Source organism: Hahella sp. NBU794 (assembly GCF_050749805.1).
In the GTDB taxonomy this organism is placed as follows: domain Bacteria; phylum Pseudomonadota; class Gammaproteobacteria; order Pseudomonadales; family Oleiphilaceae; genus Hahella.
Genome location: NZ_CP192738.1, coordinates 6,379,157 through 6,405,383, shown reverse-complemented (window position 1 = coordinate 6,405,383; position 26,227 = coordinate 6,379,157). Strand labels below are relative to the sequence as shown.

Below are 26,227 nucleotides of genomic sequence, written 5' to 3'. Positions count from 1 at the left end.
GCCTGACTGGCAGTGTCAATCGGAGAAGGATGATTCAGATGAAGTGCGTCGCCATCAGCGATACCCATGGCATGTATGACAAAATCGACATTCCCGATGGGGATGTGTTGATTCATGCAGGAGATATATTCGGGCAGGGCAAATTAAGAGAAGTGGCGGCGTTCAACGCCTTTCTCGGCGCCTTGCCCCATCGGGTGAAGATCGTCATTGCAGGCAATCATGACTGGTGCTTTGCGCGGGAAGAAGAAGCCTGTCGTACCTTGTTGACCAATGCGGTGTATTTGCAGGACGAGGCGGTCACCATTGATGGCGTCAAGTTTTATGGGGCTCCCTGGCAACCTTTTTTTCACAACTGGGCGTTTAATCTGCAACGGGGGCGGGAATTAAAAGCCAAGTGGGATCTGATAGACGCAGACACCGATGTGTTGATTACCCACGGCCCGGCTTTCGGCGTTCATGATCAGACCGTCGGAGGCCTGAGCGTGGGCTGTGAGGAACTGGCCCACGCCATCACGCGCATTCGCCCCCGCTTCCACGTGTGCGGACACATCCATGAAAGCTATGGTGTTGTTGAAAAAGGCGGCTGCACCTATATCAACGCCAGCATCGCCAACCACCGCTTTCAACCGGAGAACGCGCCGGTGGTCTTCGAGGTTTAGTCCCCCAAATCCCTTAACAGCGCATCCAGAGTGGCGCGGCCGCGCGCCTGATTGCGCTCTTCATTACGTTGGCCCAGGCCTTCCCACACCAGATCCTCTTGCGGCATTTCGTCGAGGAAGCGGCTGGGAATGGTCTCTATCTTCTCGCCGAACTGCTTGCGTTCGGAGCAGAAAGTCAGACACAGGCTGCGCTGGGCACGGGTGATGCCTACGTACATCAGGCGGCGTTCTTCCTCGATCTGGTTGGTCTCGATACTGTTGCGGTGAGGCAGGATGTCTTCCTCCAATCCCATGATGAAGACATGGGGGAACTCCAGACCTTTGGACGCATGCAGAGTCAGCAAATGGACCTTGTCCTCGTCCTCTTCTTCTTTCTGCTGATCCATGATGTCACGCAACAGCAGTTTGCCGATGGCGTCTTTAAGCGTCATCTGCTCTTCCGCCGCGGCGTCGTACTCCAGCATGCGCGCTACTTGATCCAGCAATATCCATACGTTGGCCATGCGCCGCTCCGCCTGTTGCGGCGAGGTGCTGTTCTGCAGCAACCACTCTTCGTAATCGATGCGAGTAAAGAGCTGTTTCAGTACGGGGACCGCGTCGTGCTCCTCTTCGCACTTCTGACCGGTATGCAGAATGATCTCTGAGAACTCGCGCAGGTGATCCAGCGTTTTGCCGGTCAGCACGCTCTCCAATCCGAACTCGGAGATAGCGGAAAACAGACTGATTTTGCGGGACTCCGCATAAGCAGACAGCTTTTCCAGGGTCACTGGTCCAATTTCCCGTCGCGGTACGTTGACCACCCGCAGGAAAGCGGCGTCGTCATCCGGGTTGGCCAGCAGACGCAGGTAAGACATGGCGTCCTTGATCTCGTTGCGGGAGAAAAAGGAGGTTCCGCCGCTGATGCGATAGGGAATCTGGTACGCCTGCAGTTTGAGCTCCAGCAGACGGGACTGGTGATTGCCTCGATACAGTACGGAGAAATCCTTGAATTGAGCCCGCTTTTTCAGACGCATATCAATGATTTCCGAGGCGATGCGCTCCGCTTCCGCTTCTTCGTTGCGCACGCGGATGATGCGGATTTCATCCCCCATGCCCAACTGGCTCCACAGCGCTTTTTCGTAAACGTGGGGATTATTAGCGATGAGGACGTTGGCCGCTTTCAAAATCCGCGCGGTAGAGCGGTAGTTCTGTTCCAGCTTGACCAGCTTCAGCGTGGGGAAGTCTTTTTGCAGACGCGCCAGATTCTCCGGCCGAGCGCCGCGCCAGGCGTAAATAGACTGGTCGTCGTCGCCCACCACAGTGAAGGCTTGCCGCCCCGCCACCAGTTGCTGCACCAGCTCGTACTGGCTGAGGTTGGTGTCCTGATATTCGTCCACCAGCAGATAGCGGATGCGCAGGCGCCACGCGGAGAGAATTTCCGGATGATTGCGAAACAACATCACCGGCATCAGGATGAGGTCGTCGAAGTCCACCGCATTGTAAGCGCGCAGATAATGGTCGTAACGCTCGTACAGGCGCGCGGCGGTGAGGTCTTCGGGGGTAATCGCCTGCTTGATCGCCTGCGCCGGCGTCAACATGTCGTTTTTCCAGTTGGAGAAGTGCGCCTGCAACTGGTCGACATCCTCTTCCGCCTCATCGAACTCTTTGAACAGCAGGTCTTTGATAATGGCTTTACAGTCCTGCTGGTCGAAAATGGAGAAGCCGGGCTTCAGTCCCACGGCTTTATGCTCCAGGCGAATAATATTCATTCCCAGGTTATGGAAGGTGGAGACCGTTAACCCCCGGGCGGCAGGTCCTGAAACCAGCGCGCTGACCCGCTCTTTCATTTCCCGCGCGGCTTTGTTGGTGAACGTCACCGCCGCAATATGCTTGGCTTTGACGCCGCATTCTTCGATCAGATAGGCGATTTTTCGTGTAATTACGCTGGTTTTGCCGCTGCCTGCGCCGGCGAGCACCAGTAGGGGGCCGTCGATGTATTTGACGGCTTCACGTTGACGGGGGTTGAGTTGCGACACGGTCTGCTCATGGCTGGAAAAAAACTGGGCGGCATTTTATCAGACATTCACGGCGCGGTTGATAACGAATGCTTATAACGGGGAGGCGCGCCCGCACAATAATTTCCGAGGCCGACAGGAAAAATTAACGAAAATGGTCTAAATGTTAAGTGTTGTCTCTGAAATTCTAACAATCTGTATAAGCTGCAATAACGCCATGGCTAAATAGCCGTAGAAGATGGCGTTAGATGCAAACGTTAACCGCCGCCATGAATTAGTTTTGTCACCACACTGCGTTTAATCGCGGTCGAGGGGATTTACTGCATGAGCGAGCATGTCGGGCAATCTCTTATGAATCCGGATCAATCTGGCGTTCGGGCTGTCTCCTGCACTGAAGACAATGTGGATGTGCTGGCGGTGGTGAAGTCGCATTGCGACTTTCTCTGGCTGCAACACCTGACTGCCGCTGAGTCGGATATTCAACTGCACTGGTGCAACAGCATTCCCATGGCCATGGATATATTGCGTAAACGCAAGTTTGACATGGTGCTCTGGGAGGAAAACCAGTTTGACGGCGACAAAGACAGTTTTCTGCGCATTCTTTCCCACCATGCCGACGCCCCGGTGGTCGCGCTGGGGCCTTTCGTCGATGAGCGGCACGCCCGTGGCCTGATTCTGGCGGGGGCAGCGGATTACCTGTGCAAATCCTCCCTGGATGCGTCACTGCTGGTGCGGGCCCTGCGCAGAGCCTGGTATCGCGAGCTGTTCCGACTGGATTTTGAGATGCGGGAGCAACTGGACAGCCTGACCGGCATCCTGGATCGCGCCCGGTTTTATGATCGCCTGCATCAGGCGATTCTGCGCGCGGAACGGGTCAAGCATCGGGTGGGCCTGATCTTCGTGAATGTGGATGAGTTCCGTACGGTGAATCAGACTCTGGGATATCGGGCGGGAGACATCCTCATCAAAATGATGGCGGCGCGCCTGCGTCAGGTATTGCGGCGTTCGGATTGTCTGGCCCGGGTTGGGGGCGACGAGTTTGCCGTGATCCTTGAAGATGGCCAGGAAAGCTTCAGCCTGATCAATGTGGCCAAGAAAATGGCCAAAGTGTTCGAGCAGGCCTTTGTGGTGAATCAGCACCCGGTGAATTTGACCGCCTCCATGGGCATGGCGGTGTTCCCGGAGTCCGGAGACAGCGCGGACTTGCTATTGCGTCGCGCCAATCAGGCGATGTTCGACGCCAAGAAAGAGCATGGCGTCAGTTACCGCTTCTTTAATGACCGCATGAATCGCGAACTGGATATGCGCCTGGAGCTGGAGACTGAATTTCGCCAGGCGCTGCGGGGCGATAAGTTGGACCTCTATTACCAGCCCAAGATCGATGTGCGCAGTGGCGAGGTGGTGGGCATGGAGGCGCTGGTGCGCTGGCCGCATCCGCGACTGGGCGTATTGACCCCGGCGGCCTTTATCGCCGCGGCGGAGCGCAGCAGCCTGATTATTCCTATGGGATATTGGGTGCTGGAGCGCGCCTGCCGGGATCTCAACATGTTGCAGACCATGGGCTATGACGACCTGGTCTGTGCGGTGAACCTGTCATTTCGCCAGTTTTTCGATCGGCGTTTATCGGAAACGGTATTTCGCATCATCTATAACGCCAATATCGACACCACCAAGTTCGAGTTTGAGCTGACTGAGTCCGCCATGATGTTTGATCGGGATTACACGCTCAAGTGTCTGAAAGAACTGACTCATCTGGGCCTGCATTTCGCGCTGGATGACTTCGGAACGGGATATTCCTCGTTTACCAACTTGCGCAACCTGCCTATCTCCACCGTGAAGATAGATAAGTCCTTTATCGAAAACGTCTGCACGATCGCCGAAGACGCCACGCTGGTCAGTGGGATGATCTCGCTGGCCCATAGCCTTTCCATGACTGTTGTCGCCGAGGGCGTAGAGAAGCCTGAGCAGTTGGAGTTTCTGCGTCAGCATAATTGCGATCAGGCCCAGGGCTATTGGTTCGCGCGACCGCTGCCTTTCAATGAATTCTGCGATTTTCTACAGGTGGCCGGCGACCTGCGTCGCCTGCGCAAGCAGTAATGAGTTAGGGCGGGTCTTTCCAAACCGCATTCCCCCTGTCTATTTTGGCTCTTCTTGTTTGAGGCCTGATCTATATAATGGGACGCCCGGAATATAAGACCGTCGGCCCTTTCCCCTGTGTCGAAGGCGTCGCCCAAGGCCTGTTGTAACTGCAATGGCCGTTGATTGATAAGGAATTTATTGAGTGAAAGGATGGGGCTGCGCAAAACTTCGACACCGACAGGCAATAGGGGAGCGAGCTGGCGAAATTCAGCAGATATTATGCAAAGAACTGAGTAAACAGGTTTTTAATGGAAAAGATTTATCGCGTTATCGCCCAAGAACTCAACGCCAAAACCGAACAGGTTGCGGCGGCCGTCACGCTGCTAGATGAAGGGGCCACCGTTCCATTTATCTCCCGCTATCGTAAGGAAGTCACTGGCGGTCTTGATGACACCCAGATGCGTCACTTGGAAGATCGCTTACGCTATCTGCGTGAAATGGAAGATCGGCGGCAGACCATCCTGAGCAGCATTGAGGAACAGGGCAAACTCTCCGACGAGTTACGCGCGCAAATCATCGATGCGGACACTAAGAACCGCCTGGAGGATTTGTATCTCCCATATAAACCGAAACGCCGCACCAAGGCGCAGATCGCCAAGGAGGCTGGACTGGAGCCTCTGGCCGAGCAGTTGCTGGCTGATCCCTCCCTGGTTCCTGAAACTCTGGCGGAAGGCTTTGTCGATGCGGACAAAGGCGTCGCCGATGTTAAAGCCGCATTGGAAGGCGCGCGTTACATCCTGATGGAGCGCTTTGCGGAGGACGCCGAATTGATCGGCCGTCTGCGCGAACACCTCTGGGGACAGGGCGTGCTGAAAGTGGCCGTCGTTGAGGGCAAAGAACAGGACGGCGCCAAATTCCGCGATTACTTCGAACACCAGGAGCCGCTGAAAGGCGTTCCCTCCCATCGCGCGCTGGCCGTTTTCCGTGGCCGCAATGAAGGCGTGCTGAGCTTCCAGATCGTGTTGCCGGACGAACCAGAATCGCGGCTGGAACCGCATCCCTGTGAAAACATTGTCGCCGCGCACTGGCGCATCAGTGACAAAGGCCGCGCCGCCGACGGCTGGTTAAAAGACGTGGTGCGCTGGACTTGGCGCGTCAAGCTGCTGACGCAGTTGGAGACGGACTTGATGGGCAGAATTCGCGAGCGTGCGGAAGAAGAGGCCATCAACGTATTTGGCAGCAACCTCAAGGATCTGCTGCTGGCGGCGCCAGCGGGCGCCAAGGCCACCATGGGACTTGACCCCGGTCTGCGCACTGGCGTCAAAGTGGCGGTGATCGACGCTACGGGCAAGTTTGTCGATCACGCGACGATCTATCCTCATGCGCCGAAAAATCAGTGGTCGCAATCCATCGCGCAATTGGCGGCTCTGTGCGCCAAGCATAAAGTAGAGCTGGTCAGTATCGGCAACGGTACGGCTTCCAGAGAAACCGACAAGCTGGTCGCCGATCTGATCAAGCAGTTCCCGCAATTGAAGCTGACCAAAATTATGGTCAATGAATCCGGCGCTTCTATTTATTCCGCTTCTGAATACGCCGCGAAAGAATTCCCGGACTTGGACGTCACCATCCGTGGCGCGGTGTCTATCGCGCGCCGCTTGCAGGACCCGCTGGCCGAACTGGTGAAAATCGATCCCAAATCCATCGGTGTGGGCCAATATCAGCATGACGTCAGCCAGACACAGCTGGCGCGTACGCTGGACGCGGTGGTGGAGGACTGTGTTAACGCGGTGGGCGTGGACGTCAATACCGCTTCTGCGCCTTTGTTGGCGCGAGTGGCGGGTCTAAACCAGACGCTAGCGGGCAACATTGTGGCTTATCGCGACGCCAAGGGCGCGTTTCTGAATCGTCAGCAACTGCTCAAAGTGCCCCGTTTGGGAGACAAGACCTACGAACAGGCCGCTGGCTTCCTGCGCATCATGAACGGGGACAACCCGCTGGACGCCTCGGCGGTGCACCCGGAAGCTTATGTCGTAGTAAATAAAATCGCAGAAAAAAATGCCCGGGACTTGCGATCCCTGGTTGGCGACACCACATTCTTACGCAGCCTGAAAGCGAATGATTACGTGGATGAACATTTTGGCGTTCCCACTGTCAAAGATATTCTGGCCGAGCTGGATAAACCGGGCCGCGATCCGCGCCCTGAATTCAAGTTCGCGCAATACCAGGAAGGCGTTGAGGACATCAAGGACCTTAAGCCTGGCATGGTGCTGGAAGGCGCTGTCACCAACGTGACCAATTTCGGCGCGTTTGTGGATATCGGCGTGCATCAGGATGGCTTGGTGCATATCTCCGCTCTGTCGCACAAGTTTGTCAAAGACCCCAGGGAAGTGGTCAAAGCGGGCGACATAGTGAAGGTGAAGGTGATTGAAGTGGACGCGGCGCGTAAGCGGATCGCTTTGACCATGCGTCTGGACGATGAAGTGCAAAGCGGCGCCAGCGCAGGCGCTCGCGACGCCGGGCGGCAGCCTCAAAAACAAAAGAGGAATGCCGGTAACGAATCCGCTGCGGGAGGCATGGGCTCGTTCGGCGCCTTGTTGTTGAAAGCGCAGAAGCAGCAACCAGGAAAGAAAGGCTAGTATTTAAATATAACTGCCGTGATTCCAGGGACGGTCGCATCTGCGGAGATTTTTGCGCGCTCTCTGCGGGTTCCGCCGGGAGCGGCGCGGCGGCGAAGGCGGGGAGAGTGTTCTCTCCTCCAATATTAGTTCCTGGAGCAAGGAATCGTGCATGAGTGAGAAGTTAGCGGCGCGACTGGAAAAGTTGAGACGTCGTCACCCCCAAGCGCTGGCGGATATCTATCGCGGAATAGAAAAGGAAGGTCTGCGCGTCGACAGCAAGGGCTTCATCGCCCAGTCCGACCATCCGCAGGCGTTGGGCTCCGCATTGACCCACCCGAACATCACCACGGATTATTCCGAAGCGCTGCTGGAGTTGATTACACCAGTGACCCGCGAGGTGGACGAACTGCTGACCTCTCTGCAGGAAATACATCAGTTCGTTCACGCTAATCTGCCTGCGGGCGAATCCTTGTGGGCGGGCAGTATGCCCAGCCTTCTGGACGGGGATGAAAGCATCCGTATTGCGGAATACGGCGAATCCAATCTGGGCAAAATCAAGCACGTCTACCGACGTGGACTGGCCTATCGTTACGGCCGCATTATGCAGAGCATCGCCGGCGTGCATTTCAATTTCTCTCTGGGAGATGATTTCTGGCGCGCTTACCAGGAAGTGCTGGCGCAAAGCGCGCCGCTGCAGGAATTCAAATCAGAGAGCTATTTCTCATTGATTCGCAATTTCCGCCGTTGGTCTTGGCTATTGATGTATCTGTTCGGGGCCTCCCCGGCGTTGGACCGCAGTTTCCTGAGCGGCCGCGATCATAAGCTAGATCAGTTCGGGACGGATACTCTGGGCCTGCCTCATGCGACCTCTTTGCGGATGAGTGATCTGGGGTATCAGAATAATGCGCAGTCGTCGCTGAAGATCTGTTTTAATCACCTCAACACTTACGTCAAAACCTTGTATGACGCCACGCACACGCCGTTCCCCCGGTATGAGGCGATTGGCTTGCAGCGGGATGGCGAATACATTCAGCTTAACGCCAACCTGTTACAGATTGAAAACGAGTACTACAACACGATTCGGCCCAAGCGCGTGGCTCAGAGCGGCGAGAAACCGATTCAGGCGCTCAAGCGTCGCGGGATCGAATACATTGAAGTGCGCTGCCTTGATCTGGACCCGTTCTCGCCTATCGGCGTGAGCGAGTCGCAAATCCGCTTCCTGGACGCTTTCCTGTTGACCTGTCTGCTGTCTGACAGCGCCAAAATCGTGGATGAAGAATGCTCGATCATTGAAGAAAACTTCCTGACTGCGGTTTCCCGCGGACGCGATGCGGACGTTGAACTGGTGCGTTTGCAGCAGAGTGATTACGTTCAGGGCGGGCTTCAGGAATGGGCATTGCGTATTCTGGAGCAGGTTGAGTTATGCGCCAGAGAGCTGGACGCCATCAAAGGCGGCGATAGCTACGCCGCGGCCATACGGGACGCCAGGGCGAAAGTGAATGACCCCAGCCTGACGCCATCTGCGCGCACCTATGCGGCGGTGTCCAACGGTCAGGGCTACGTTGACTGGACCCTGGCGATGTCGCAAGCACATCATCAGACATTGACCGCAAATCCGTTGTCTCCGGAGCGTATGCAGCACTATGTTCGCGCAGGTGAGCAATCCTGGGCTGATGAAAGAGCGCTGCGGGAAGCGGACAATCTGCCTTTCGACGCCTATTTGAAACAGTATCTGACGTACGTCTAACCATATCTGATCTACTTCAAGCAGGCCGGGACAGTGCAGGTTCCGGCCTGATTAATCTCTCCAGGCCTGCGCCTCTTGCTTACCCTCACTGAAATTGTCCGACCAGATATCGCGTCAACCAGCGCACAATTCCGCGCCATTCACCTTGTTCTACTCCTTTTGGCGTGCTACTTTTTGCCCGCTGTAACATAAGTTTACAATTTGCTACACTTTTTAGGCATCAGAAGCTTTTTGTTATTGGTGTGTTGGATTATTGTTGTAATGCGACTAAGCCTATTGGCCTAATCCTGAGTCGCGAAGTAGCCAATGAATAAGCTCGCAGCCTGCTGTGGGAATAACTCGATGAGTCATCCACAACGCTGGCGGCGATATAACGATAAAAGCAAATCTGAACCATCAACTTAATTTGGCATGCGAATTGGGAGGCCGGTATGGCCGCAGATCTATCTCTGAATTGGAATCTGGAAACGCTTAACAAGGCTTATCAGCAAGGATACATGGCGGGCGTCTTGGGTATGGAGCGGGTGAAATGCCCGTACCGTGGTGAAGTCGTGATCGCAGCCTGGGAAGCGGGCTGGGAAGACGGCGCCCAAGCCGGCGATAAAAAAGGGAAGGCGAGAACGGCCTGAACCTGTCGATCCGAAGGGTTGCGCCGACGTTGCTAGTGATGGCGACGTCGGAGTCCGGTGTTGAAGCGATCAGCGTTGCACTACGAAGTTGGTGAACAGCAGATCCTCTACCATTTTGCCTCCGGACTCTTCCTGCAGAAAATCCTGCAGCGATTGTAGCGCTTCGGCTCGCAACTGTTCCCGGCCATCATTCGAGCCCATCACCTTTTCCGTTTGACGACTGAACATCAACACCAGCAGGTTGCGTAGCGCTGGCATGTGGTGTTCCACCGCCGCCGCCGCTGTACGAGTGTTGACCCGTACGGACACGTCTATTTTCGCGAATTTGAGCTTACTGCTGGGACCGTCGTAATTAAGCACGAACGACGGGCTCAGATCGATATATTGCACCAGGTCATCCTGACCTTCCGCGTACGCGCCGGACGCCGTCGCCAGGGCGATGATCGCCAGCAGAGCAAGCAGACGGAAATCGCGCAGAAACGCGTGCTTAAGTACCATGGAAGGCGTCCTCTTGATTAAACTTTGGTTATTTCGAGCCTAGACAAGGCCTTGGAGAGCGTCAAATGGTTTTCGCGTCTTGCAAGCAAAGTTTATTCTCAGCAAAATCGAAAGCCGTTTTGACAAGCTACCCTACCGGGAGAACAGGAGATCTCATGCCCGCATGGCTCACTAACCGAACGATTTACTTCCTGTGTTTTCTGGCGATCGCCGGATTAATGGGATTCGCTTTTTACCTGCAGTACGTGGAAGATCTCGAGCCTTGTCCATTGTGTATGGCGCAGCGCATCGCGTTTGTGCTGGCGGGATTGGTGTTTTTAGCGGCGGCGCTGCATAACCCGAAAAATATGGGGACCACGGTTTACACGCTGCTGGGCTGGGTGACGACGTTGGGCGGCGCTGCGCTGGCGACGCGTCAGTTATGGCTGCAGAGCCTGCCGGCGGATCAGGTGCCAGCTTGCGGGCCCGGTTTAGAGTATATGTTGCAGGCTTTTCCGTTCTCGGAAGTATTGACGATGATGCTGACCGGCACTGGCGAATGCGCTGAGGTGCAGTGGACGTTTTTGGGCTTGAGCATTCCAGGTTGGACGCTGATCGCCTTCATCGGTTTTACCGCCGCCTGGGCCTTTACCTGGGTGCGCAGAGCGCGCTGATTGCGGTTTGGTAAAACATTGAAAAAGGAATTCGGTACGCTTGTTTAGCAAACGAGTGATCGCGTATAGTTGGAAGCCACTATTAAAAATACTTATAACACTAACGGCTAGCACAGATAGATAGAGATAAGGGTGAGGTCATGCTGGAAAATTGCCAAAACGCCAAAGAGCGATGGGGTGGCGTCAGTGAAATAATCGACCGCTGGCTTAAGGAAAGGCAAGACCTGATCGTGCGTTACTGCGATCTGGTCGGCAAGAGCAAGTTTGACGATGTGGAATCGGCGGTTAAGAACTTTAAGACGTTCTGTCAGGTGCTGTTGGACTATGTTTCCGCAGGCCACTTTGAGGTGTACGAGCAATTAATCGAAGAAGCCCGCGAGTTTAACGACGGCGGTATGGAGCTGGTGAAGGAATTGTTTCCAAAGATTCAGTCCACCACTGAAGCGGCGCTGGACTATAACGACCGGTTTGATAAGACGCCGGAAGAATTGTCGGAGCTGAATGCGCTGTTGCCTGAGCTCTCCAAACTGGGCGAACGCCTGGAAGAGCGCTTCGAACTGGAAGATATGCTGATCGAAAAGCTGCATAACGCGCACGCTGATCAAGTCGCCTGATCCGGGCCAAGTCATGAAAGCCGGTCGCCACAGGCGGTCGGCTTGTTCTAACCTGTTAATTTTCCACAAATAATTTTGCCTATCTCATAAGGTTGTCTAAACTTCCTTAATCAACCTTGAATTCAGTCTCGACCATCTGACTCAGTATGCGCGTCCCAAGGACTTACCTGTGGAAATCCCTGTCGCTGATTTTATCAGTCTGTTCGCTGCTTTCCGGCTGTGGCGGCAAAGGGCCTGAAAGTTCACTGAAGGTGGCGCAACAAGGGCTGCTCAGCGCTGGACTCTCGGCTGACGCAGGCTATGCGCTGATCGGTTCGGTGCAGCATGGAGGCAGTTTGTGGGTATTGGGCAAGAATGAACGGCTCTACAACTGGAATCATAAATCCGGAGAATTCAGCACCATCCGTGCGGTGGCGATGGCGGACGACGCCAAGCTGGCGATTACTGCTGTGGATGCGGACCTGGTGGTATGGAATGTGTCAGACGGCCACTCGCTCAATTTCTGGCGCGCGTCGGATAAAATTTCCAACATCGCCATCGGCCCGAATGATAAATACGCGCTACTCGGCATGCGCAGCAATCAAGCAGTGTATTTTGACCTGCAAAAAGGCCAGTCCCGCTATGAGTTTCCCCACAAAGCGGAAGTGACGTCAGTGGATATATCCGGCGACAACCGCTGGGCGATTACAGGGTCGGATGACCAGAGCGCGCGTTTGTGGCGACTGGACACTGGCGCGTTGGTGCATACCTTTTCTCACTCCAATCAGGTAAAGACTGTCGCCCTTTCCAATGACGGCGCATTGGCGTTTTCCGCTGCGCAGAGAGAGGACGCTGTTATCTGGGACGCCATCAGCGGCGACGCCAAAGCCAAACTGTCCTACCGCTATGAGAACTTCACCAGCGCCCGATTTTCCGCAGACGGACGTCGCTTGTTGCTAGGCACCTTCCGTGGCGATATCTATCTCGTGGATGCCGTGAACGGCAATGAAATCGGATACTGGTCCGCTAAAGCCCGACGCATTTGGGGCCCCGCCAGTAGCGGGGCGGTGTTGGACATGGCGTTCGCCGCTAATGGAGAGGTGATCGCCATAACGTCCGACGGCATGCTGGAGCGGTTTAAGCTCTAGGCGGATCACCTTACAAGGATAGATTGAACGCCCTTTACCACATCCTCCGGCTCAGCCCGCTTGGGAATCTCGATACCCTTTTGCGCAGCGGGCCGTGCGGCGATTTCCTGCACCCAACGAGTAAGGTGGGGAAAATCAGCGATATCAACGCCAGACCAGTTATGCGTGCGCACCCAGGCCCAGTTGGCGATATCGGCGATGGAGTAGTCGCCCGCCAGAAACTGGTTATCCGCCAAATGCCCATCCAGCACGCCGAAAAGACGCTTTACTTCATTCTGGTAGCGATCAATGGCGGGCTGCAGTTTTTCCGGGAAATAGCGGAAGAATACGTTGGCCTGCCCCATCATGGGGCCAATGCCCCCCATCTGAAACATCAGCCACTGTAGCACCTGAGACCGTTTTTTCGCTTCCGTAGGGTAAAACTTGCCGGACTTTTCGCCCAGATAAACCAGGATGGCTCCGGACTCAAAGACGACAAAGTCATCGTTATCCCGGTCAACGATAGTAGGGATACGCCCGTTGGGATTCAGCTTCAGGTATTCCGGCTGTTTCTGCACGCCGGAGCTCAAATCTATTGCAATCACATTGTAGGGAAGGGCCATCTCTTCCAGGGCGATGCTGATCTTATGCCCGTTGGGTGTGGCTGCGGTATACAGGTCTATCATGAGATTACTCCTTATGCGCCGCATATGCGGCGACGTTCGCTATTTAAGCTTTGCTGGACGGCCGCGCCGCGACTGAGTCATACCAGCGTTGCAAATGAGTATGTTCCGGTTGAATCCGCTGCTGAATCACTTTGGCGAAGTCCACCGTGCAGAACGCGCTGATATCGGCGATGCTGAAGTAATCGCCGGCCAGGTAGGCGTTATGCTCAAAATGGTTGTTCAAGAGATTGAAAAATTTGCCTGACTTTTCGCGACATAGCTCGCCCCACTCGGGAACCTGACGCTTGAGTCCTTTGAAATAATCGGACGTGTTTTGGAAACACATGCCGGTGGGAAACATGAAATAGAAGTCGCAGCGTCTGATCCACATTTCGACAATCGCTTTTTCTTTGGCGTCTCGTCCAAACAGAGGCGGCTCAGGTTGAATCTCTTCGAAGTAGCGGCAGATGGCGATGGATTCGGACAAATGGGAACCGTCGTCCAGCTCCAGCACTGGAAGCAGTCCAAGCGCATTCTTTTGTTTGAACTCAGGGCTGTGTTGTTCTCCTTTCTGAATGTCGACTTCGACATACTCCATCGCAATGTCTTTTTCCGCGAGGAAAATTCTTACTCTACGAGGATTGGGCGCGATCCGTGCCTGATATATTTTCATTGTTTCGCCTTTTATTTTTGACTGATCGTTTAGAAATATAGATTTTTTCTAAATGTTCAGTCAAGAACTGTTTATAATATAGACGACCTTTGTTCACTAATCCGCATAAGAGCCTGAGATATCAGAAGAGATTAATGGGAAGACCTACCGCATTTGACCCACAAGAAAAACTGCATATCGCCATGAAACTGTTCTGGCGGCAGGGTTTCGAAGCCACTTCGTTACAGCAGTTATGTGATGAGCTGGAGTTGAACCGCTTCAGCATTTACAACACTTTTGGCGATAAGCGCGCCCTGTTTCATTTAACGCTCGATCACTACTTGAATACGGTTATCCGACGAATCGTCGCGCCATTGTTGCATGACGACGCCGAGCTGGATGCGGTTGTGGAGTATTTGGCGGGGCTGAGCGCTGGGCTGTGCAGCGAAGGCGGCCGGGTAGGCTGTTATGTTCAGAATGCGGGCTCTGAGATGGGCGGCGTAGACGAACTAGTGCAGAAAAAAGTAGATGACTGGCTGCGCCAACTGGAGATGTTATTAGCTCAGGCTTTGATCCGCGCGCAGGATAATAACGGCTTACGTGGGGACATTGATGTGGAAGCCGCCGCCTGTTATCTGGTCAGCGTCACACAAGGGCTTATTGCATTGCGCCGAACCTGTAGCAGGCAGTGTCGGGTGGAGAACGCATTCAAATTCCTGATGCAGGAAGTAAGAGGATGGGCGGCATAGCGCCGCTTAGGGTGGTTAATAATTGAACGCATATTCATGAGGTCAGCGGCGGGTGAAATTTGTTAGCGCAAGTTCAGTTAGCATTCAGGTTGACTGCATTAATCTGAACCCATCAGATAAGCGCAAGGAGATTCACTCATGAAAATCAAAACACTGGCAGTCGCCGCTCTTTCAGTTACCCTGGCCACACCGGCATTCGCCGGCGGTCGCCACCACCGCGGCGGTTCTGAATTCGATTACGCCAAAGTGGTGGACGTGGAGCCTATCACTAAATCCGTAGAGCATCGCACGCCTCGCGAGTCCTGCTGGACCGAGCAGGTGCGCCACGAAGCGCCGCGTCAGTCTTCTGACTCTTATACCGGCACTATCCTTGGCGGCGTGATCGGCGGAGCCATCGGTAACGCAGTGGGACACAAGAAACGCAACAAGCAGGTTGGAACCGCAGTGGGCGCGATATTGGGCGCGTCTATCGGGCATGACATATCCAATCGGGGTTCAACGTCTTATTCAGAGTCTTACTACTCTAATGAAAGACGTTGTGAAACCACCTACGACGTGGAATATGTGCAGGAGACTATGGGATACTGGGTGACCTATAAGTATCAGGGACGCGAATACCGCACCCGCATGGACCAGTACCCGGGTGATCGCATTCGTATCAGAGTGACTGTGGAGCCCGCCTGATTGTTTGGCGGGCGGCCCTCTACGAGAAGCTGAACCATGACCAGAACATTGCTCTTAACATCCATTTTACTGACAGCCTGGCTGCATACGCCGGCTGCGTTGGCCGCCCCGGCCTTCGGTTATTCACCCTCGCAAGCGGACACCTTGTTGCTGGCGGACGTGAGTGAGCAGGACGCCGCCAGTCTGGTGCGTCAGGTAAGTGGGGGGCGCGTGCTGAAAGTCGAGTCCCAGGGCGATGTCTATCGGGTGAAAGTTTTGCTTCCCAACGGAGTGGTGAAAACCTACATAGTTGAGCGCAGCTCGGGAAGAGTCAGCTGATGGAGCGTCTGCTCCGATAAAGCGACAGGGTTTAGGAAGTTAGCGGGAATCAAGCATGCGAATACTATTGGTCGAAGACGAAGCGTTGTTACGTGGCCAATTACGGGACGAACTGGTTAAACATGGCTACGCCGTAGACACGGCGGAAGACGGCGAGGTCGCCGCTTATCTGGGTAAAGAAAACCCTTATGACCTTGCCGTCGTAGACCTGGGCCTGCCCAAACGCACCGGCCTGGAGGTGATCCAGGAGTGGCGCGGCATGGGCAAAGAGTTCCCCATTCTCATCCTTACCGCGCGCGGCCACTGGCAGGATAAAGTCAGTGGCCTGGAAGCTGGCGCTGACGACTATCTGGTGAAGCCGTTTCACGTCGCTGAATTGATGGCGCGGTTGGGCGCCTTACTGAGACGCTCTTCCGGGTTCAGCAGTCCAGTGATTCAAGCCGGTCCCATGACCCTGGATACTCGCGCCAAGCTGGTGCAAATCGACGGCTCCGCCCTGGAGCTGACCGCCTACGAATACAACACGCTTGAATATCTGGTTCATCGCGCCGGTCAGGCTGTGTCCAAAACTGAATTGACGGAGCATTTGTACGCGCAGGATTTTGATCGTGACAGCAATGTTATAGAGGTTTTTATCGGTCGCTTGCGCAAAAAGCTGGACCCGGATGGGGTCAACAAACCGATTACCACCTTGCGCGGCCAGGGCTACCGGTTTAACTGGTCGCCACAGAAGACCGCCTGATCACTGTGCGGCGGCTCTCACTTCGCACCCGCTTCTGGCTGCTCACCCTGGTTATTCCCTTTTTCGTGGTATCAGCGGGGTGGGTGGTCTATGTCGCTTATCAGGAAAGTCTGGAGCGGGCGCATATCGATCGGCTTAGCGCTCACCTCTATTTGTTACTGGCGGCGGCGGAGCCTTCTGGCGATAGTCTGCAACTGCCGGAAGAACTTCAGGAGAGTCGTTTTAATCAGGCCCAGTCGGGTCTGGTCGCGGTTGTGCGTAACAGCGACGGCTTTATCGTCTGGCAGTCCCGCTCTAGTTTAGGCCTCCCGCAGACGTTGCCCTGGCTGGCGCCGGAAACTGAGCCGGGTCGGATTTCCCATCGTCGCGTAGACGCCAAGCCGGGTTATCTGCAGGTGCAACTGCCTGCGTTGTTCGCCGTGGATAGCGGCCTCGTTGAAAACGGCTTTCGTCGCTATGTTTTTGAAGTTTGGCAACAAGCGTCTTTGCTGGAGCAGGAATCCCGTTCTTTCACCACTACTCTTTCAATCGGTCTGGTGATTGTCACCATCGCCTTGTGCGCCATTGTGGCTTTGTTTCTGGGCTGGGCGTTGCGGCCTTTGCAGAATGTGACCAGAGAACTGGGGGCGATTGAAAAAGGTGAAATGGACACCCTGTCGGAAAACTATCCCAAAGAAATCGCTGCCTTGACTCACGCGTTGAATACCGTCCTGGATGTGGAGCGACGCCAGCGGGAACGTTATCGCAACAGTCTCGGAGATCTGGCGCATAGTCTGAAGACGCCGCTGGCGGTGCTGCGCGGCGCCATTGAAATGAATGAGGAAGAGCGTCGGCGCACTCTGGGTGAGCAGGTGGCGCGTATGGACGACGTCGTGACCTACCAGCTCAAGCGCGCCAGCGCCGGAGGAGAGGGAGTCTGGCATAAACCGACGCCCATCCTGCCTTTGGTCAATCGCGTTACCTCCGTTTTGCAGAAAGTCTATGCTGACCGAGGCATGTATTGTGAAGTCAACGTGCCTGAAGAGGTGGCGTTTCTCGCAGACGAAGCAGACTTGATGGAGATGCTGGGCAATTTGATCGATAACGCTTTTAAATACGGTGATGCGGAAGTGTCTATTCATGCTTCTGGCGAAGTGGACGGTTTCGTGACGCTGTCGATCAGCAATGATGGTCCCGGCATTCCCGCGCAAGACTGGGACAAAGCGCTACAGCGCGGCGTGCGCCTGGACAGTCGCCCGATTGGTCAGGGCATTGGACTTTCCGTTGTGCGCGAACTGGTGGAAAGCTATCGTGGCGAACTGAAGCTGGCTTCGGGCGTCAGCGATGGCGTGACGATTGAAATCATCATGCCCGGACGGGTTGTTAGCTGAGACGTTGATCGGCTATAACATGGCGGCGTAAACGGAATAATTAATGGTTGCATAGCTAAAATCAATCAGGATTTTAGTTTTAATAAAATTTATTGCTTATCGGGTTGGGCTTATCATCTCTTCAACCACTTTAAGTAACCAGGAAAGGAGACGACCATGTCGGATATCAATATCGGATTAACGGAAAACGCCCGTCAGAATATCGCGCACTCATTGTCCAGGTTGCTGGCGGACAGCTACACCCTGTACCTGAAAACACAGAACTTCCATTGGAACGTCACCGGCCCCCGGTTTCAGGAAGTACACGCCCTGACGGAAATGCACTACACGGATTTGGCTACCGCCATTGACGCTATCGCCGAACGTATTCGCGCACTGGGAGAATTCGCTCCTGGCAGTTACTCCAGCTACCTGAAGCTGGCGACATTGAAGGAAGAGGCTGGCGTGCCTGCGGCGAATGAGATGCTGGCGGTGCTGGCGAAAGACCACGAGCAGATCGCCCGGAATATCCGCGAGGCGTTGCCAGCAGCTCAGGAGGCGACGGACGAAAGCTCTGCGTCGCTGCTTTCAGATCGCTTGAGCGTGCATGAGAAGACTGCCTGGATGTTGCGCAGTATGGTTTGATCGCTCAGCTCCTCTCTCTGCAATAGAGAGGGAGGAGCTTCCCTCCCTCTTTCTACGCCCCATTCTCGTCCCCCCGGAAGGATAAATTTTCGTCTGATAGGTGATATTACTTAACGCCATATCATGGGCGGCTGTCTTGCGCTGAGCACGTCTTGGCGGACGTCAGCCCGCGCCTTAGGTCGAGAATAAAAACGGGGAATCACTCATGCAGTTGAACAAAGCGGCGGCGTTATTGTCGTTCTGCGTTTTGGTGGCCGGATGCAGCGGTGGAGGCGGAAGCAGCTCTGGCGGCTCCACGCCCGCCGAACCAGGTTATCAGCCATACGCCTGTAATCAGGAAATTTACGATCAAGCCAAAGCATTACGCATCTATCAGGTGATGGTGGAGTCGTTTATCGATGGCGACCTGAACGCCAATTACGGCGCGGGTTATGGAAGCAGTCATCATCGCGGAGACTTGCGGGGAATCACAGACTCTCTGGATTACATCAAGAATCTGGGTATGAACGCGATCTGGTTGACCCCGGTGTTTCACAGCTCTCCCATCTCTGGGCAGGATGAATGGGCTGATCGCCTTGATGCGACGGGCTATTTCACCAGCGATTACTTTTCCATAGATCCCAATTTCGGCACGATGGCGCAAGCCCGGGAGCTGGTGGAGCAAGCGCACGCGCGCGGCATCTATGTCTTCTTTGACGGCGTCTTTGGCCATTTTAAGAGTAATGCCGGCGACTTTCCTTCACCGCAAGGACGTGTGGTCAGCACTAATGGCGTCGCCCAGGCGGGGACGGGGAGAGAAGCGGTTTACCCCAATGATCTGGATTTCTTCAAGGAAGTCGCCGCCTATTGGGTGAAGGAACTGAAGATAGACGGATGGCGCTTGGATCAGGCCTACCAGGTTCCAATCGGCGCCTGGGGAGAGATCCGCAAGTCGGTGGAGGACGCCTCCAAAAGCGTGACCTACACCATGAACGGAGAGCAGGTGAATCCGTTGGGCTATATGGTGGGCGAAGTCTGGAAAGGCGAGGCGGAAATCGCTGCCCAGGCGTACGGCTCGGCAGCGCAGCCTGGCTTATGCTCCTCTTTTGATTTCCCTATGCGCTATCGACTTGTTCAGGCGTTGGGAGTGGAGGAAAGCGGACATCGTTCCGCCGCCGTTTCGACGCTCCAGGAAGGATATGCCACCCAGGCGGCCTATCCGACGCACGCGCTCCCCAACGGCTTTCTGACCAATCATGATCTGGTGCGTTTTGGCGACTTGCTGCAACGGGGCAAAATCGCCAATCCGGGCGAGGATCGTTATGCCGATCTACACAAAGCGGCCTACAGCTTCCTCGCCGCATATACGGGTCCCATCACGTTGTACTACGGAGACGAAGTCGGTGATGAAGTGGCCGGCTTCTCGGATCGCGTCGCATGCGAGTCCGATAATGGCGCAGGCGCAAAAACAGGCTTGTGCGATGATCATGTTTCGCGCTCCAGCGCCAAGGTGGAAGGTTTGCCGAGCGGGGAAGATGGCGCTCTATTCGCGGCTGACGCCAAACAAACGGCAATACGCGACTACATTCGTGACCTGATGGCGATGCGCGCCGCCCATCCTGCTCTGTACGCGGGGACGCGGGCATCGGTTAATCATGGTCAGTCCGGCAAAGTCTATGTCGATCGCAAGCAGGCAGGAAATGAAGTTGTGTTATTTCTACTGAATATTACTGGCGATCCCGTCACTGTTGAGCTGGAAGGAACGAACGTCGGCAGTAATGGGAACTTGAAAGATCTGATGAGCGCAGAGGAAATCGCACTCTTGTCCGGTTACCACAGTATCCCGGTAGAGCCTTACAGTGCGCGCTTTATGCTGGTGACTGCGCCCACGCTCTAAACGATGAAGGCTTGATTTTTATAGGAGGGGAAGGGTAAACCGGCGCGCATTGCGATCCGGTTTACCCAGCAGAGACTTTACTCTTCCAGGTAGGTGTAGCCGGTCAGGCCCGCCTTCAGCTCTTGCAGGTAGTCCCGCTTTTGCTGCTCCTGCAAATCAGACGCCGCCATCTTGTCTTCGAAGGCGCGCAATAGTTGCTCCGGCTCGAAGTTAACGTAGCGCAGCACTTTGTCGACCGTGTCTCCGCTGATGGGGTGCTGCAGAGACAGGTCGCCCTGCTCATTCAGGCAAACGTCTACGGAGTCGGTATCACCGAACAAATTGTGCATGTCGCCGAGAATTTCCTGATAAGCGCCCACCAGGAAAAATCCAAGAAGGAAAGGCTGATCTTTTTCCGGCTCAGGGATCGGCAGTGTGGTTTCAATGCCGTGACTGTCCACGTATTGGTCGATGCGCCCGTCGGAGTCGCAGGTGATATCCTGAATGACCCCACGTCGCGTTGGGCGCTTATGCAGACCGCTTAACGGAAGTATCGGGAATATCTGGTCAATGCCCCAGATATCCGGCAGAGACTGGAACAGAGAGAAGTTCACGAACAGTTTGTCCGCCAGTTTCTCGTTCAGCTCGTCATAAATTTCCCGGTGTGCGCGGATTTCCGGCTGTAAATGTTCGCGAATATACAGGCACAACGCCTGATAAATCGTCTCGGCCTGCGCCCGGTCGTCCAGGCTCAGCACGCCATGGATAAACAGCGTCTGCGCTTCCTGCAGGGCATGCGCCGCGTCATGGTAAATCTCGATGACGGAGCGGCGATTATTGCGATCTTTAAGCGCCTCGAAGTCTTGCCATAAGTCGCGAACCACTGACGGAGAGTCCGCCGTCGGCTGTTTTACCGCATCCGGCTGCGCTACGCTTTCTCTGTCGATAACATCGGTGATCAACACCGCGTGATGAGCGGTGATGGCGCGACCAGACTCGGTAATCACATTGGGATGGGGGATGCCTTCGCGATCGCACTCTTCTTTGATCGTACGCAGAACGTGAAAGGCGTACTCATGCACGCTGTAGTTAACCGAACAGGCGCTGCGGGAGCGGGTGCCTTCGTAGTCGATACCCAGACCGCCACCGACGTCGACGATCTTTACGTCAGCGCCCTGGCGACGGAGCTCGCCATAAAAACGCGCGCACTCGCGCAATCCTGTCTGAATATCCCGGATATTGGCGATCTGTGAACCCAGGTGGAAGTGCAGCAGCTGGAGAGATTCCAGTGCGTTGGCTTGTTTCAGCGTGTCCAGCACCTGCAGAATCTGCACGGAAGACAGGCCGAATTTCGACTTCTCGCCGCCGGTATTCTGCCAATTGCCCTTGCCGATAGAGGCCAGACGGGCGCGTACGCCAATGCGCGGCGTCACGCCCATGTTACGGCTTTCTTCCAGCACGTAAGTCAGTTCGTTCAGTTTCTCAACGACAATGTAGACCTTGTAGCCCATCTGCTGGCCCAACAAGGCGAGACGAATGAACTCACGGTCTTTGTAGCCATTACAGACAATAGTGGCGCCGGGGTTGCTCATGGCCAGGACGGCGATCAGCTCCGGCTTGCTGCCAGCTTCCAGGCCGATCTGGCCATTGGCGGCGGCGGGTTGCGCGGCGACGATTTCTTCAATGACGCGGCGTTGCTGGTTCACTTTGACCGGATAGACCGCGGTATAGCGACCTGAATAGGCCAGCTGTTCGGCAGCGCGGTTAAACGCCTCGCATAAATGGTTGACCCTGTGATGCAGAATATCCGCAAAACGCACCAGAACCGGCAACCCAAGATTGGCGGCGCGGACTTGTGTGGCGAGCGCTTTCAGACTGACGCTGGCGTTATGTTCTGAACCTTTGGGGCGGATGATAACGTCGCCATCGGCGTCAACATCTATATAACCATCTCCCCAGAAAGGGATGTTGTAGGTGGACAGTGCGTGATCGCGGGTCCAATCTTCCATCAATGCGTCTCCTCGGCAATATGCCCCCGGATAAAGTGTTAAGGTTATCGTCAAGGGGCGGCATTTTAAAGCAAGCGGAATCCTTAGCGTTAATAAGTTATGGGCTTTGTATTGCACTATGTTTCCTGGCTACCTGGAAACGCTGGCGAATCCCAAAATAATGCTGTGATCTTCGCGCCTTACGCCTACAATATGCTGCTTTAGCCGCAGGCGCATCGCGCCGACAATAATTAATCGAATCATTGGGAGAACATAATGAGCGAGCAGATCCCCGGGTGGTTTACCGAAATCTTTCAGGACCAGGGCACCGGGTTTTCCCTCAAAGTAAAAAGTAAACTGCACGAAGAGCAGAGCCAGTATCAAAAGATTGAAATCTTTGAGACGGAAACTTTCGGTAATCTGATGGTGTTGGACGGTTGCGTCATGTTGACTGACCGTGACAATTTCCTCTACCACGAAATGATGACCCACCCCGCGCTGTTCACTCATCAGGCGCCGAAGAAAGTCGTAATTGTTGGCGGCGGCGATTGCGGCACATTGAAAGAAGTGCTCAAACACCCTGGCGTTGAAGAAGCCTGGCAGGTTGAAATCGACGAACGCGTCACCCGCGTTGCAGAGAAGTATTTCCCTGATCTGTGCACCGCTAACAACGACCCGCGCGCCAACTTCTTCTTCGGCGACGGCATCAAGTGGATCGCTGACGCGCCGCTGGAGTCCATCGACCTGATTATCGTCGACTCCACCGACCCGGTCGGGCCAGCTGAAGGCCTGTTCGCCGTCGACTTCTACCGCAACTGTTTCATGGCGTTGCGCGAGGGCGGCATGATCGTGCAGCAGACGGAATCCCCTTTGTTGCACACGTCCAGCATCATCAAGAAAGTGCATGAAGATATGCGTCAGGCTGGTTTTGACGGCGTCAGAACGCTGCCGTTCCCGCAGCCTGTGTATCCTACCGGCTGGTGGAGCTGCACCATGGCGGGCAAAGGTAAGAAGCTGGAATTCTTCCGTGAAGAAGATGCGGCTGAGCGTCCTTTCGTCACTCGCTATTACAATGCGGAAGTGCATAAAGCAGCCTTGGCTCTGCCTGAATTCATGAAGAATGAACTTGACTTAGATTAGTCGGAACGTTTATTTCTATACATCTGTATTTTAATGCTTAAGGCCAGGTACCATAAGGGAATCGGGCCTTCCGAAAAGGGTGCGAACCTACCTTTGTCCAATAGACGTTCTTTTTTCGGGCGCACTAACATGCAAACCATAACTCCTGTCAAGAAACGGCAATACAGCCGGTATATGGTTGGCAGGCTATTGGACGTGATATAGAAATCGGAGTTAACTGCGTGCACGCAATAGCAGAAAACCATGGAGTGAAAGCTTCATATACGAAAGAAGAACTTCAAGCCTGCGGACAGGGACGGTTATTTGGCGAAGGCGCTGCGAAACTTCCTGTAGACCAGATGTTGATGGTCGACCGGGTGTCTCAAATCTCCGCAGAAGGCGGAGCTTACGGTCACGGGATCGTGCGTGCGCAGTTGGATATCAATCCGGATCTGTGGTTTTTTAAGTGTCATTTCGTTGGCGATCCGGTCATGCCGGGTTGCCTCGGACTGGACGCCATGTGGCAGCTGGTAGGCTTTTTCCTGGCGTGGAAAGGTCACAAGGGATTGGGCCGGGCGCTGGGGGTCGGCGAAGTTAAGTTCACCGGTCAGGTGTTGCCGTCCGCAAAATCCGTCGAGTATGTTCTCGATATCAAAAGAGTAATCGCTCGTAAGTTAATTATGGCCTTGGCTGATGGAACCGTGTATGTCGACGGTAAAGCCATTTATACTGCCAAGGATTTACGAGTGGGCTTGTTTGACCCCGCCGCTATGAGCGGTGCGGAAATCAAATAAGTTATCCTTTGCAAATGTAAGAGGTTTCTGAATGAAACGCGCCGTCATAACCGGAATGGGAATCGTATCCTGCTTGGGCAACTCCAAAGAGGAGGTGGCTGAGTCACTGAAAGCTGGCCGCTCAGGCATTCGGTTTAACGAAAGCTACAAAGAAGCGGGCTTGAGAAGTCAGGTCAGTGGCAGCGTCCAGATCGATTTCGCTGAACACATCGACCGCAAGCATCTACGCTTCATGGGCGACGCGGCAGCGTACGCCTATATCGCTATGAATCAGGCCATCACAGACGCCAAGATAGACGAAGAGCTGTTGAGCAGCACTCGCACCGGCATCGTGATGGGCTCTGGCGGGGCCTCCACCAGTAACGTCGTCGAATCCGTCGATATTCTGCGTGAGAAAGGCGTCAAGCGTGTGGGACCTTATCGCGTACCCCGCACCATGAACAGTTCTGTAAACGCCTGTTTGTCCACCGCGTTCAAAATTCGCGGCGTTAACTACTCCATTACTTCCGCTTGCGCGACCGCCGCTCACTGTATTGGTCACGCCTGGGAACAAATTCAGTTGGGCAAGCAAGACGTCGTATTCGCTGGCGGCGGTGAAGAAGAGCATTGGAGCCTGGCGGTTCTATTCGACGCTATGGGCGCGTTGTCCAGCAAGTACAACGACGACCCTTCCCGTGCTTCACGTCCATACTGCTCCACTCGTGATGGCTTTGTCATCGCTGGCGGCGGCGCGGTTGTCGTCGTAGAAGAGCTGGAGCATGCGCTGCGTCGCGGCGCGCCGATCTACGCTGAATTGGTGGGCTACGGCGCCACTTCCGATGGCGAAGACATGGTGGCTCCATCTGGAGAAGGCGCTGTACGCTGTATCCATCAGGCGCTGTCTACCGTAAACACGCCGGTAGATTACGTAAATACTCACGGCACCAGTACGCCAGTCGGCGATATTATTGAGCTGAAAGCAGTAAAAGAAGCCTTTGGCGACAATCTGCCGCGCATCAGTTCTACTAAATCACTGTCCGGCCACTCTTTGGGCGTTGCTGGCGTACACGAAGCAATCTACTGCTTGTTGATGATGGAAGGCGGCTTCATCGCGCCATCTCGTCACATCGAGGCGCTGGACGAGAGAGCCGCTGGCTTCCCGATCGTCACCGAGCCTACCGATGCGGAACTGAATACTGTTCTGAGCAACAGCTTTGGTTTCGGTGGCACTAACGCCTGTCTGGCTTTCAGCAAATACAAAGGCTGATCCAGTTCTGCGTGTCTAGTCCTGAAATAGGTGTCAACTATATTCAGGACGGGACAGCGAAAGAATAAAAAGCCTGCGCCTGGCGCAGGCTTTTTTATGCCTGTTTTCTGGTATTTTCATCTAACCCGGTTGGCATCTCATTGATTGTGATGTAAAAACATCACGCGCATAGCTGAGATACAAATAGAAGATGTTGGTCACAGTTCGAATCTGTGCAGGATTCTTATGTTTGCTATGCTGTTAGTTAAGCGTCATCCATTCAATTTCTAAAGGGTCTCATGCGGAAAGGTTTTCTATTTCTGGCGGGTGTTCTTTTTGCTTGCGGTGTCGGCGCGGAACAGGCGCAAACTTCGCTGGCGTTGTCTGAATCCGCATATATGGCTCCTCTGGTGGATAAAGTTCAGGTAAAGAAAGCGTCCAGACTTTTGATTCTATTGAAAGAAGGGAAGCCTTTGCGGGTGTATCCGATCGCTTTGGGCGATAAGCCGCTGGGGCATAAACAGTTCGAAGGGGATGAGCGAACGCCTGAAGGCACTTACTCACTTGATTGGCGTAACCCTAACAGCGCTTTTCACAAGTCCATTCACGTCTCTTACCCTAATGATCAGGACGTTGAATTCGCGAAGAGCCAGGGACGCGAGCCGGGCGGGATGATTATGATCCATGGCTGGCCCAATGGTTTTAATCATGACCGTGACAGTATCTGGCTTTACGAGTTTGACTGGACGGATGGATGCATCGCCGTCAACAATCAGGCGATGGATGAGATCTGGTCTTTGGTGCCGGACGGCACGCCTATTGAAATTCTGCCGTAGGTCAGCGCA

The 26,227-nt window shown here is 54.6% G+C and carries 24 protein-coding genes; 19 read left to right on the top strand and 5 right to left on the bottom strand.

Annotated features, from left to right (window positions below; genetic code table 11):
• The first annotated feature begins 38 nt into the window (after window positions 1–38).
• The gene (locus tag ACQYWX_RS28145) at window positions 39–659 is read left to right on the top strand and encodes a metallophosphatase domain-containing protein (protein ID WP_431687096.1); all 621 of its coding nucleotides are present in this window, start codon (window positions 39–41) and stop codon (window positions 657–659) included.
• On the opposite strand, the gene rep is transcribed toward ACQYWX_RS28145, so the two are convergent.
• Window positions 656–2,674: a DNA helicase Rep gene (gene rep, locus ACQYWX_RS28140; RefSeq protein ID WP_279501504.1), complete on the bottom strand. Its 2,019-nt coding sequence runs from the start codon at window positions 2,672–2,674 to the stop codon at window positions 656–658. The genes ACQYWX_RS28145 and rep overlap by 4 nt on opposite strands.
• A 303-nt stretch (window positions 2,675–2,977) precedes the next feature.
• Here rep and ACQYWX_RS28135 point away from each other — a divergent pair, with 303 nt between their 5' ends.
• The 4 genes from ACQYWX_RS28135 (at window position 2,978) to rmf (ending at window position 9,726) form a co-directional block, all read left to right on the top strand.
• Window positions 2,978–4,750: a putative bifunctional diguanylate cyclase/phosphodiesterase gene (locus ACQYWX_RS28135; RefSeq protein WP_431687095.1), complete on the top strand. Its 1,773-nt coding sequence runs from the start codon at window positions 2,978–2,980 to the stop codon at window positions 4,748–4,750.
• 290 nt (window positions 4,751–5,040) lie between these two features.
• Complete coding sequence (locus ACQYWX_RS28130; RefSeq protein WP_431687094.1) at window positions 5,041–7,368, top strand: Tex family protein; 2,328 nt, start codon at window positions 5,041–5,043, stop codon at window positions 7,366–7,368.
• Window positions 7,369–7,519: 151 nt separating this feature from the next.
• Window positions 7,520–9,097, top strand: a complete 1,578-nt coding sequence (gene gshA, locus ACQYWX_RS28125) for a glutamate--cysteine ligase (protein WP_216737561.1) — start codon at window positions 7,520–7,522, stop codon at window positions 9,095–9,097.
• 431 nt (window positions 9,098–9,528) lie between these two features.
• Window positions 9,529–9,726: a ribosome modulation factor gene (rmf, locus tag ACQYWX_RS28120; protein WP_011400118.1), complete on the top strand. Its 198-nt coding sequence runs from the start codon at window positions 9,529–9,531 to the stop codon at window positions 9,724–9,726.
• 69 nt (window positions 9,727–9,795) lie between these two features.
• Here rmf and ACQYWX_RS28115 read toward each other — a convergent pair whose 3' ends face one another.
• Window positions 9,796–10,224, bottom strand: a complete 429-nt coding sequence (locus ACQYWX_RS28115; RefSeq protein ID WP_216737560.1) for a flagellar basal body-associated FliL family protein — start codon at window positions 10,222–10,224, stop codon at window positions 9,796–9,798.
• 155 nt (window positions 10,225–10,379) lie between these two features.
• Here ACQYWX_RS28115 and ACQYWX_RS28110 point away from each other — a divergent pair, with 155 nt between their 5' ends.
• The 3 genes from ACQYWX_RS28110 to ACQYWX_RS28100 all read left to right on the top strand — a co-directional run bounded on the left by ACQYWX_RS28110 (window position 10,380) and on the right by ACQYWX_RS28100 (window position 12,618).
• Window positions 10,380–10,877, top strand: a complete 498-nt coding sequence (locus ACQYWX_RS28110) for a disulfide bond formation protein B (RefSeq protein ID WP_279501509.1) — start codon at window positions 10,380–10,382, stop codon at window positions 10,875–10,877.
• 140 nt (window positions 10,878–11,017) lie between these two features.
• Window positions 11,018–11,491: a sigma D regulator gene (gene rsd, locus ACQYWX_RS28105; RefSeq protein ID WP_127973859.1), complete on the top strand. Its 474-nt coding sequence runs from the start codon at window positions 11,018–11,020 to the stop codon at window positions 11,489–11,491.
• Between the two features lie 146 nt (window positions 11,492–11,637).
• Window positions 11,638–12,618 (top strand): WD40 repeat domain-containing protein, encoded by a 981-nt coding sequence (locus tag ACQYWX_RS28100; protein WP_216737558.1) that lies wholly within the window; start codon window positions 11,638–11,640, stop codon window positions 12,616–12,618.
• A gap of 5 nt (window positions 12,619–12,623) precedes the next feature.
• Here ACQYWX_RS28100 and ACQYWX_RS28095 read toward each other — a convergent pair whose 3' ends face one another.
• Together ACQYWX_RS28095 and ACQYWX_RS28090 are read right to left on the bottom strand one after the other, a co-directional pair.
• Window positions 12,624–13,283: a glutathione S-transferase family protein gene (locus ACQYWX_RS28095; RefSeq protein WP_216737557.1), complete on the bottom strand. Its 660-nt coding sequence runs from the start codon at window positions 13,281–13,283 to the stop codon at window positions 12,624–12,626.
• A gap of 43 nt (window positions 13,284–13,326) precedes the next feature.
• Window positions 13,327–13,935, bottom strand: coding sequence for a glutathione S-transferase family protein (locus ACQYWX_RS28090; RefSeq protein ID WP_127973856.1), 609 nt, complete (start codon window positions 13,933–13,935; stop codon window positions 13,327–13,329).
• A 134-nt stretch (window positions 13,936–14,069) separates the two neighbouring features.
• Here ACQYWX_RS28090 and ACQYWX_RS28085 point away from each other — a divergent pair, with 134 nt between their 5' ends.
• The 7 genes from ACQYWX_RS28085 (at window position 14,070) to ACQYWX_RS28055 (ending at window position 20,277) form a co-directional block, all read left to right on the top strand.
• Window positions 14,070–14,663 (top strand): TetR/AcrR family transcriptional regulator, encoded by a 594-nt coding sequence (locus ACQYWX_RS28085; RefSeq protein ID WP_431687093.1) that lies wholly within the window; start codon window positions 14,070–14,072, stop codon window positions 14,661–14,663.
• Window positions 14,664–14,801: 138 nt separating this feature from the next.
• Window positions 14,802–15,347, top strand: a complete 546-nt coding sequence (locus ACQYWX_RS28080; RefSeq protein ID WP_431687092.1) for a glycine zipper 2TM domain-containing protein — start codon at window positions 14,802–14,804, stop codon at window positions 15,345–15,347.
• 36 nt (window positions 15,348–15,383) lie between these two features.
• Window positions 15,384–15,665: a PepSY domain-containing protein gene (locus tag ACQYWX_RS28075; protein ID WP_431687091.1), complete on the top strand. Its 282-nt coding sequence runs from the start codon at window positions 15,384–15,386 to the stop codon at window positions 15,663–15,665.
• Window positions 15,666–15,720: 55 nt separating this feature from the next.
• Window positions 15,721–16,407, top strand: coding sequence for a response regulator transcription factor (locus tag ACQYWX_RS28070; protein WP_011400107.1), 687 nt, complete (start codon window positions 15,721–15,723; stop codon window positions 16,405–16,407).
• A 5-nt stretch (window positions 16,408–16,412) separates the two neighbouring features.
• Entirely contained in the window at window positions 16,413–17,777 is a 1,365-nt protein-coding gene (locus ACQYWX_RS28065) for an ATP-binding protein (protein WP_216737553.1), read from the top strand.
• A gap of 156 nt (window positions 17,778–17,933) precedes the next feature.
• Entirely contained in the window at window positions 17,934–18,401 is a 468-nt protein-coding gene (locus tag ACQYWX_RS28060) for a Dps family protein (RefSeq protein ID WP_279501520.1), read from the top strand.
• 205 nt (window positions 18,402–18,606) lie between these two features.
• The gene (locus ACQYWX_RS28055) at window positions 18,607–20,277 is read left to right on the top strand and encodes an alpha-amylase family glycosyl hydrolase (protein WP_431687090.1); all 1,671 of its coding nucleotides are present in this window, start codon (window positions 18,607–18,609) and stop codon (window positions 20,275–20,277) included.
• Window positions 20,278–20,354: 77 nt separating this feature from the next.
• On the opposite strand, the gene speA is transcribed toward ACQYWX_RS28055, so the two are convergent.
• Window positions 20,355–22,265, bottom strand: coding sequence for a biosynthetic arginine decarboxylase (speA, locus tag ACQYWX_RS28050; RefSeq protein WP_431687089.1), 1,911 nt, complete (start codon window positions 22,263–22,265; stop codon window positions 20,355–20,357).
• A gap of 255 nt (window positions 22,266–22,520) precedes the next feature.
• On the opposite strand from speA, the gene speE reads away from it, so the two are divergent.
• The 4 genes from speE (at window position 22,521) to ACQYWX_RS28030 (ending at window position 26,218) form a co-directional block, all read left to right on the top strand.
• Window positions 22,521–23,384 (top strand): polyamine aminopropyltransferase, encoded by an 864-nt coding sequence (speE, locus tag ACQYWX_RS28045; RefSeq protein ID WP_216737549.1) that lies wholly within the window; start codon window positions 22,521–22,523, stop codon window positions 23,382–23,384.
• Between the two features lie 221 nt (window positions 23,385–23,605).
• Window positions 23,606–24,157 carry a bifunctional 3-hydroxydecanoyl-ACP dehydratase/trans-2-decenoyl-ACP isomerase gene (fabA, locus tag ACQYWX_RS28040; protein ID WP_011400101.1) on the top strand — a complete coding sequence of 184 codons (552 nt, stop codon included), beginning with the start codon at window positions 23,606–23,608 and terminating at the stop codon, window positions 24,155–24,157.
• A 31-nt stretch (window positions 24,158–24,188) separates the two neighbouring features.
• Window positions 24,189–25,403: a beta-ketoacyl-ACP synthase I gene (fabB, locus tag ACQYWX_RS28035; protein ID WP_127973846.1), complete on the top strand. Its 1,215-nt coding sequence runs from the start codon at window positions 24,189–24,191 to the stop codon at window positions 25,401–25,403.
• A gap of 278 nt (window positions 25,404–25,681) precedes the next feature.
• Window positions 25,682–26,218: a L,D-transpeptidase family protein gene (locus ACQYWX_RS28030; RefSeq protein ID WP_279501526.1), complete on the top strand. Its 537-nt coding sequence runs from the start codon at window positions 25,682–25,684 to the stop codon at window positions 26,216–26,218.
• Window positions 26,219–26,227: the final 9 nt, after the last annotated feature.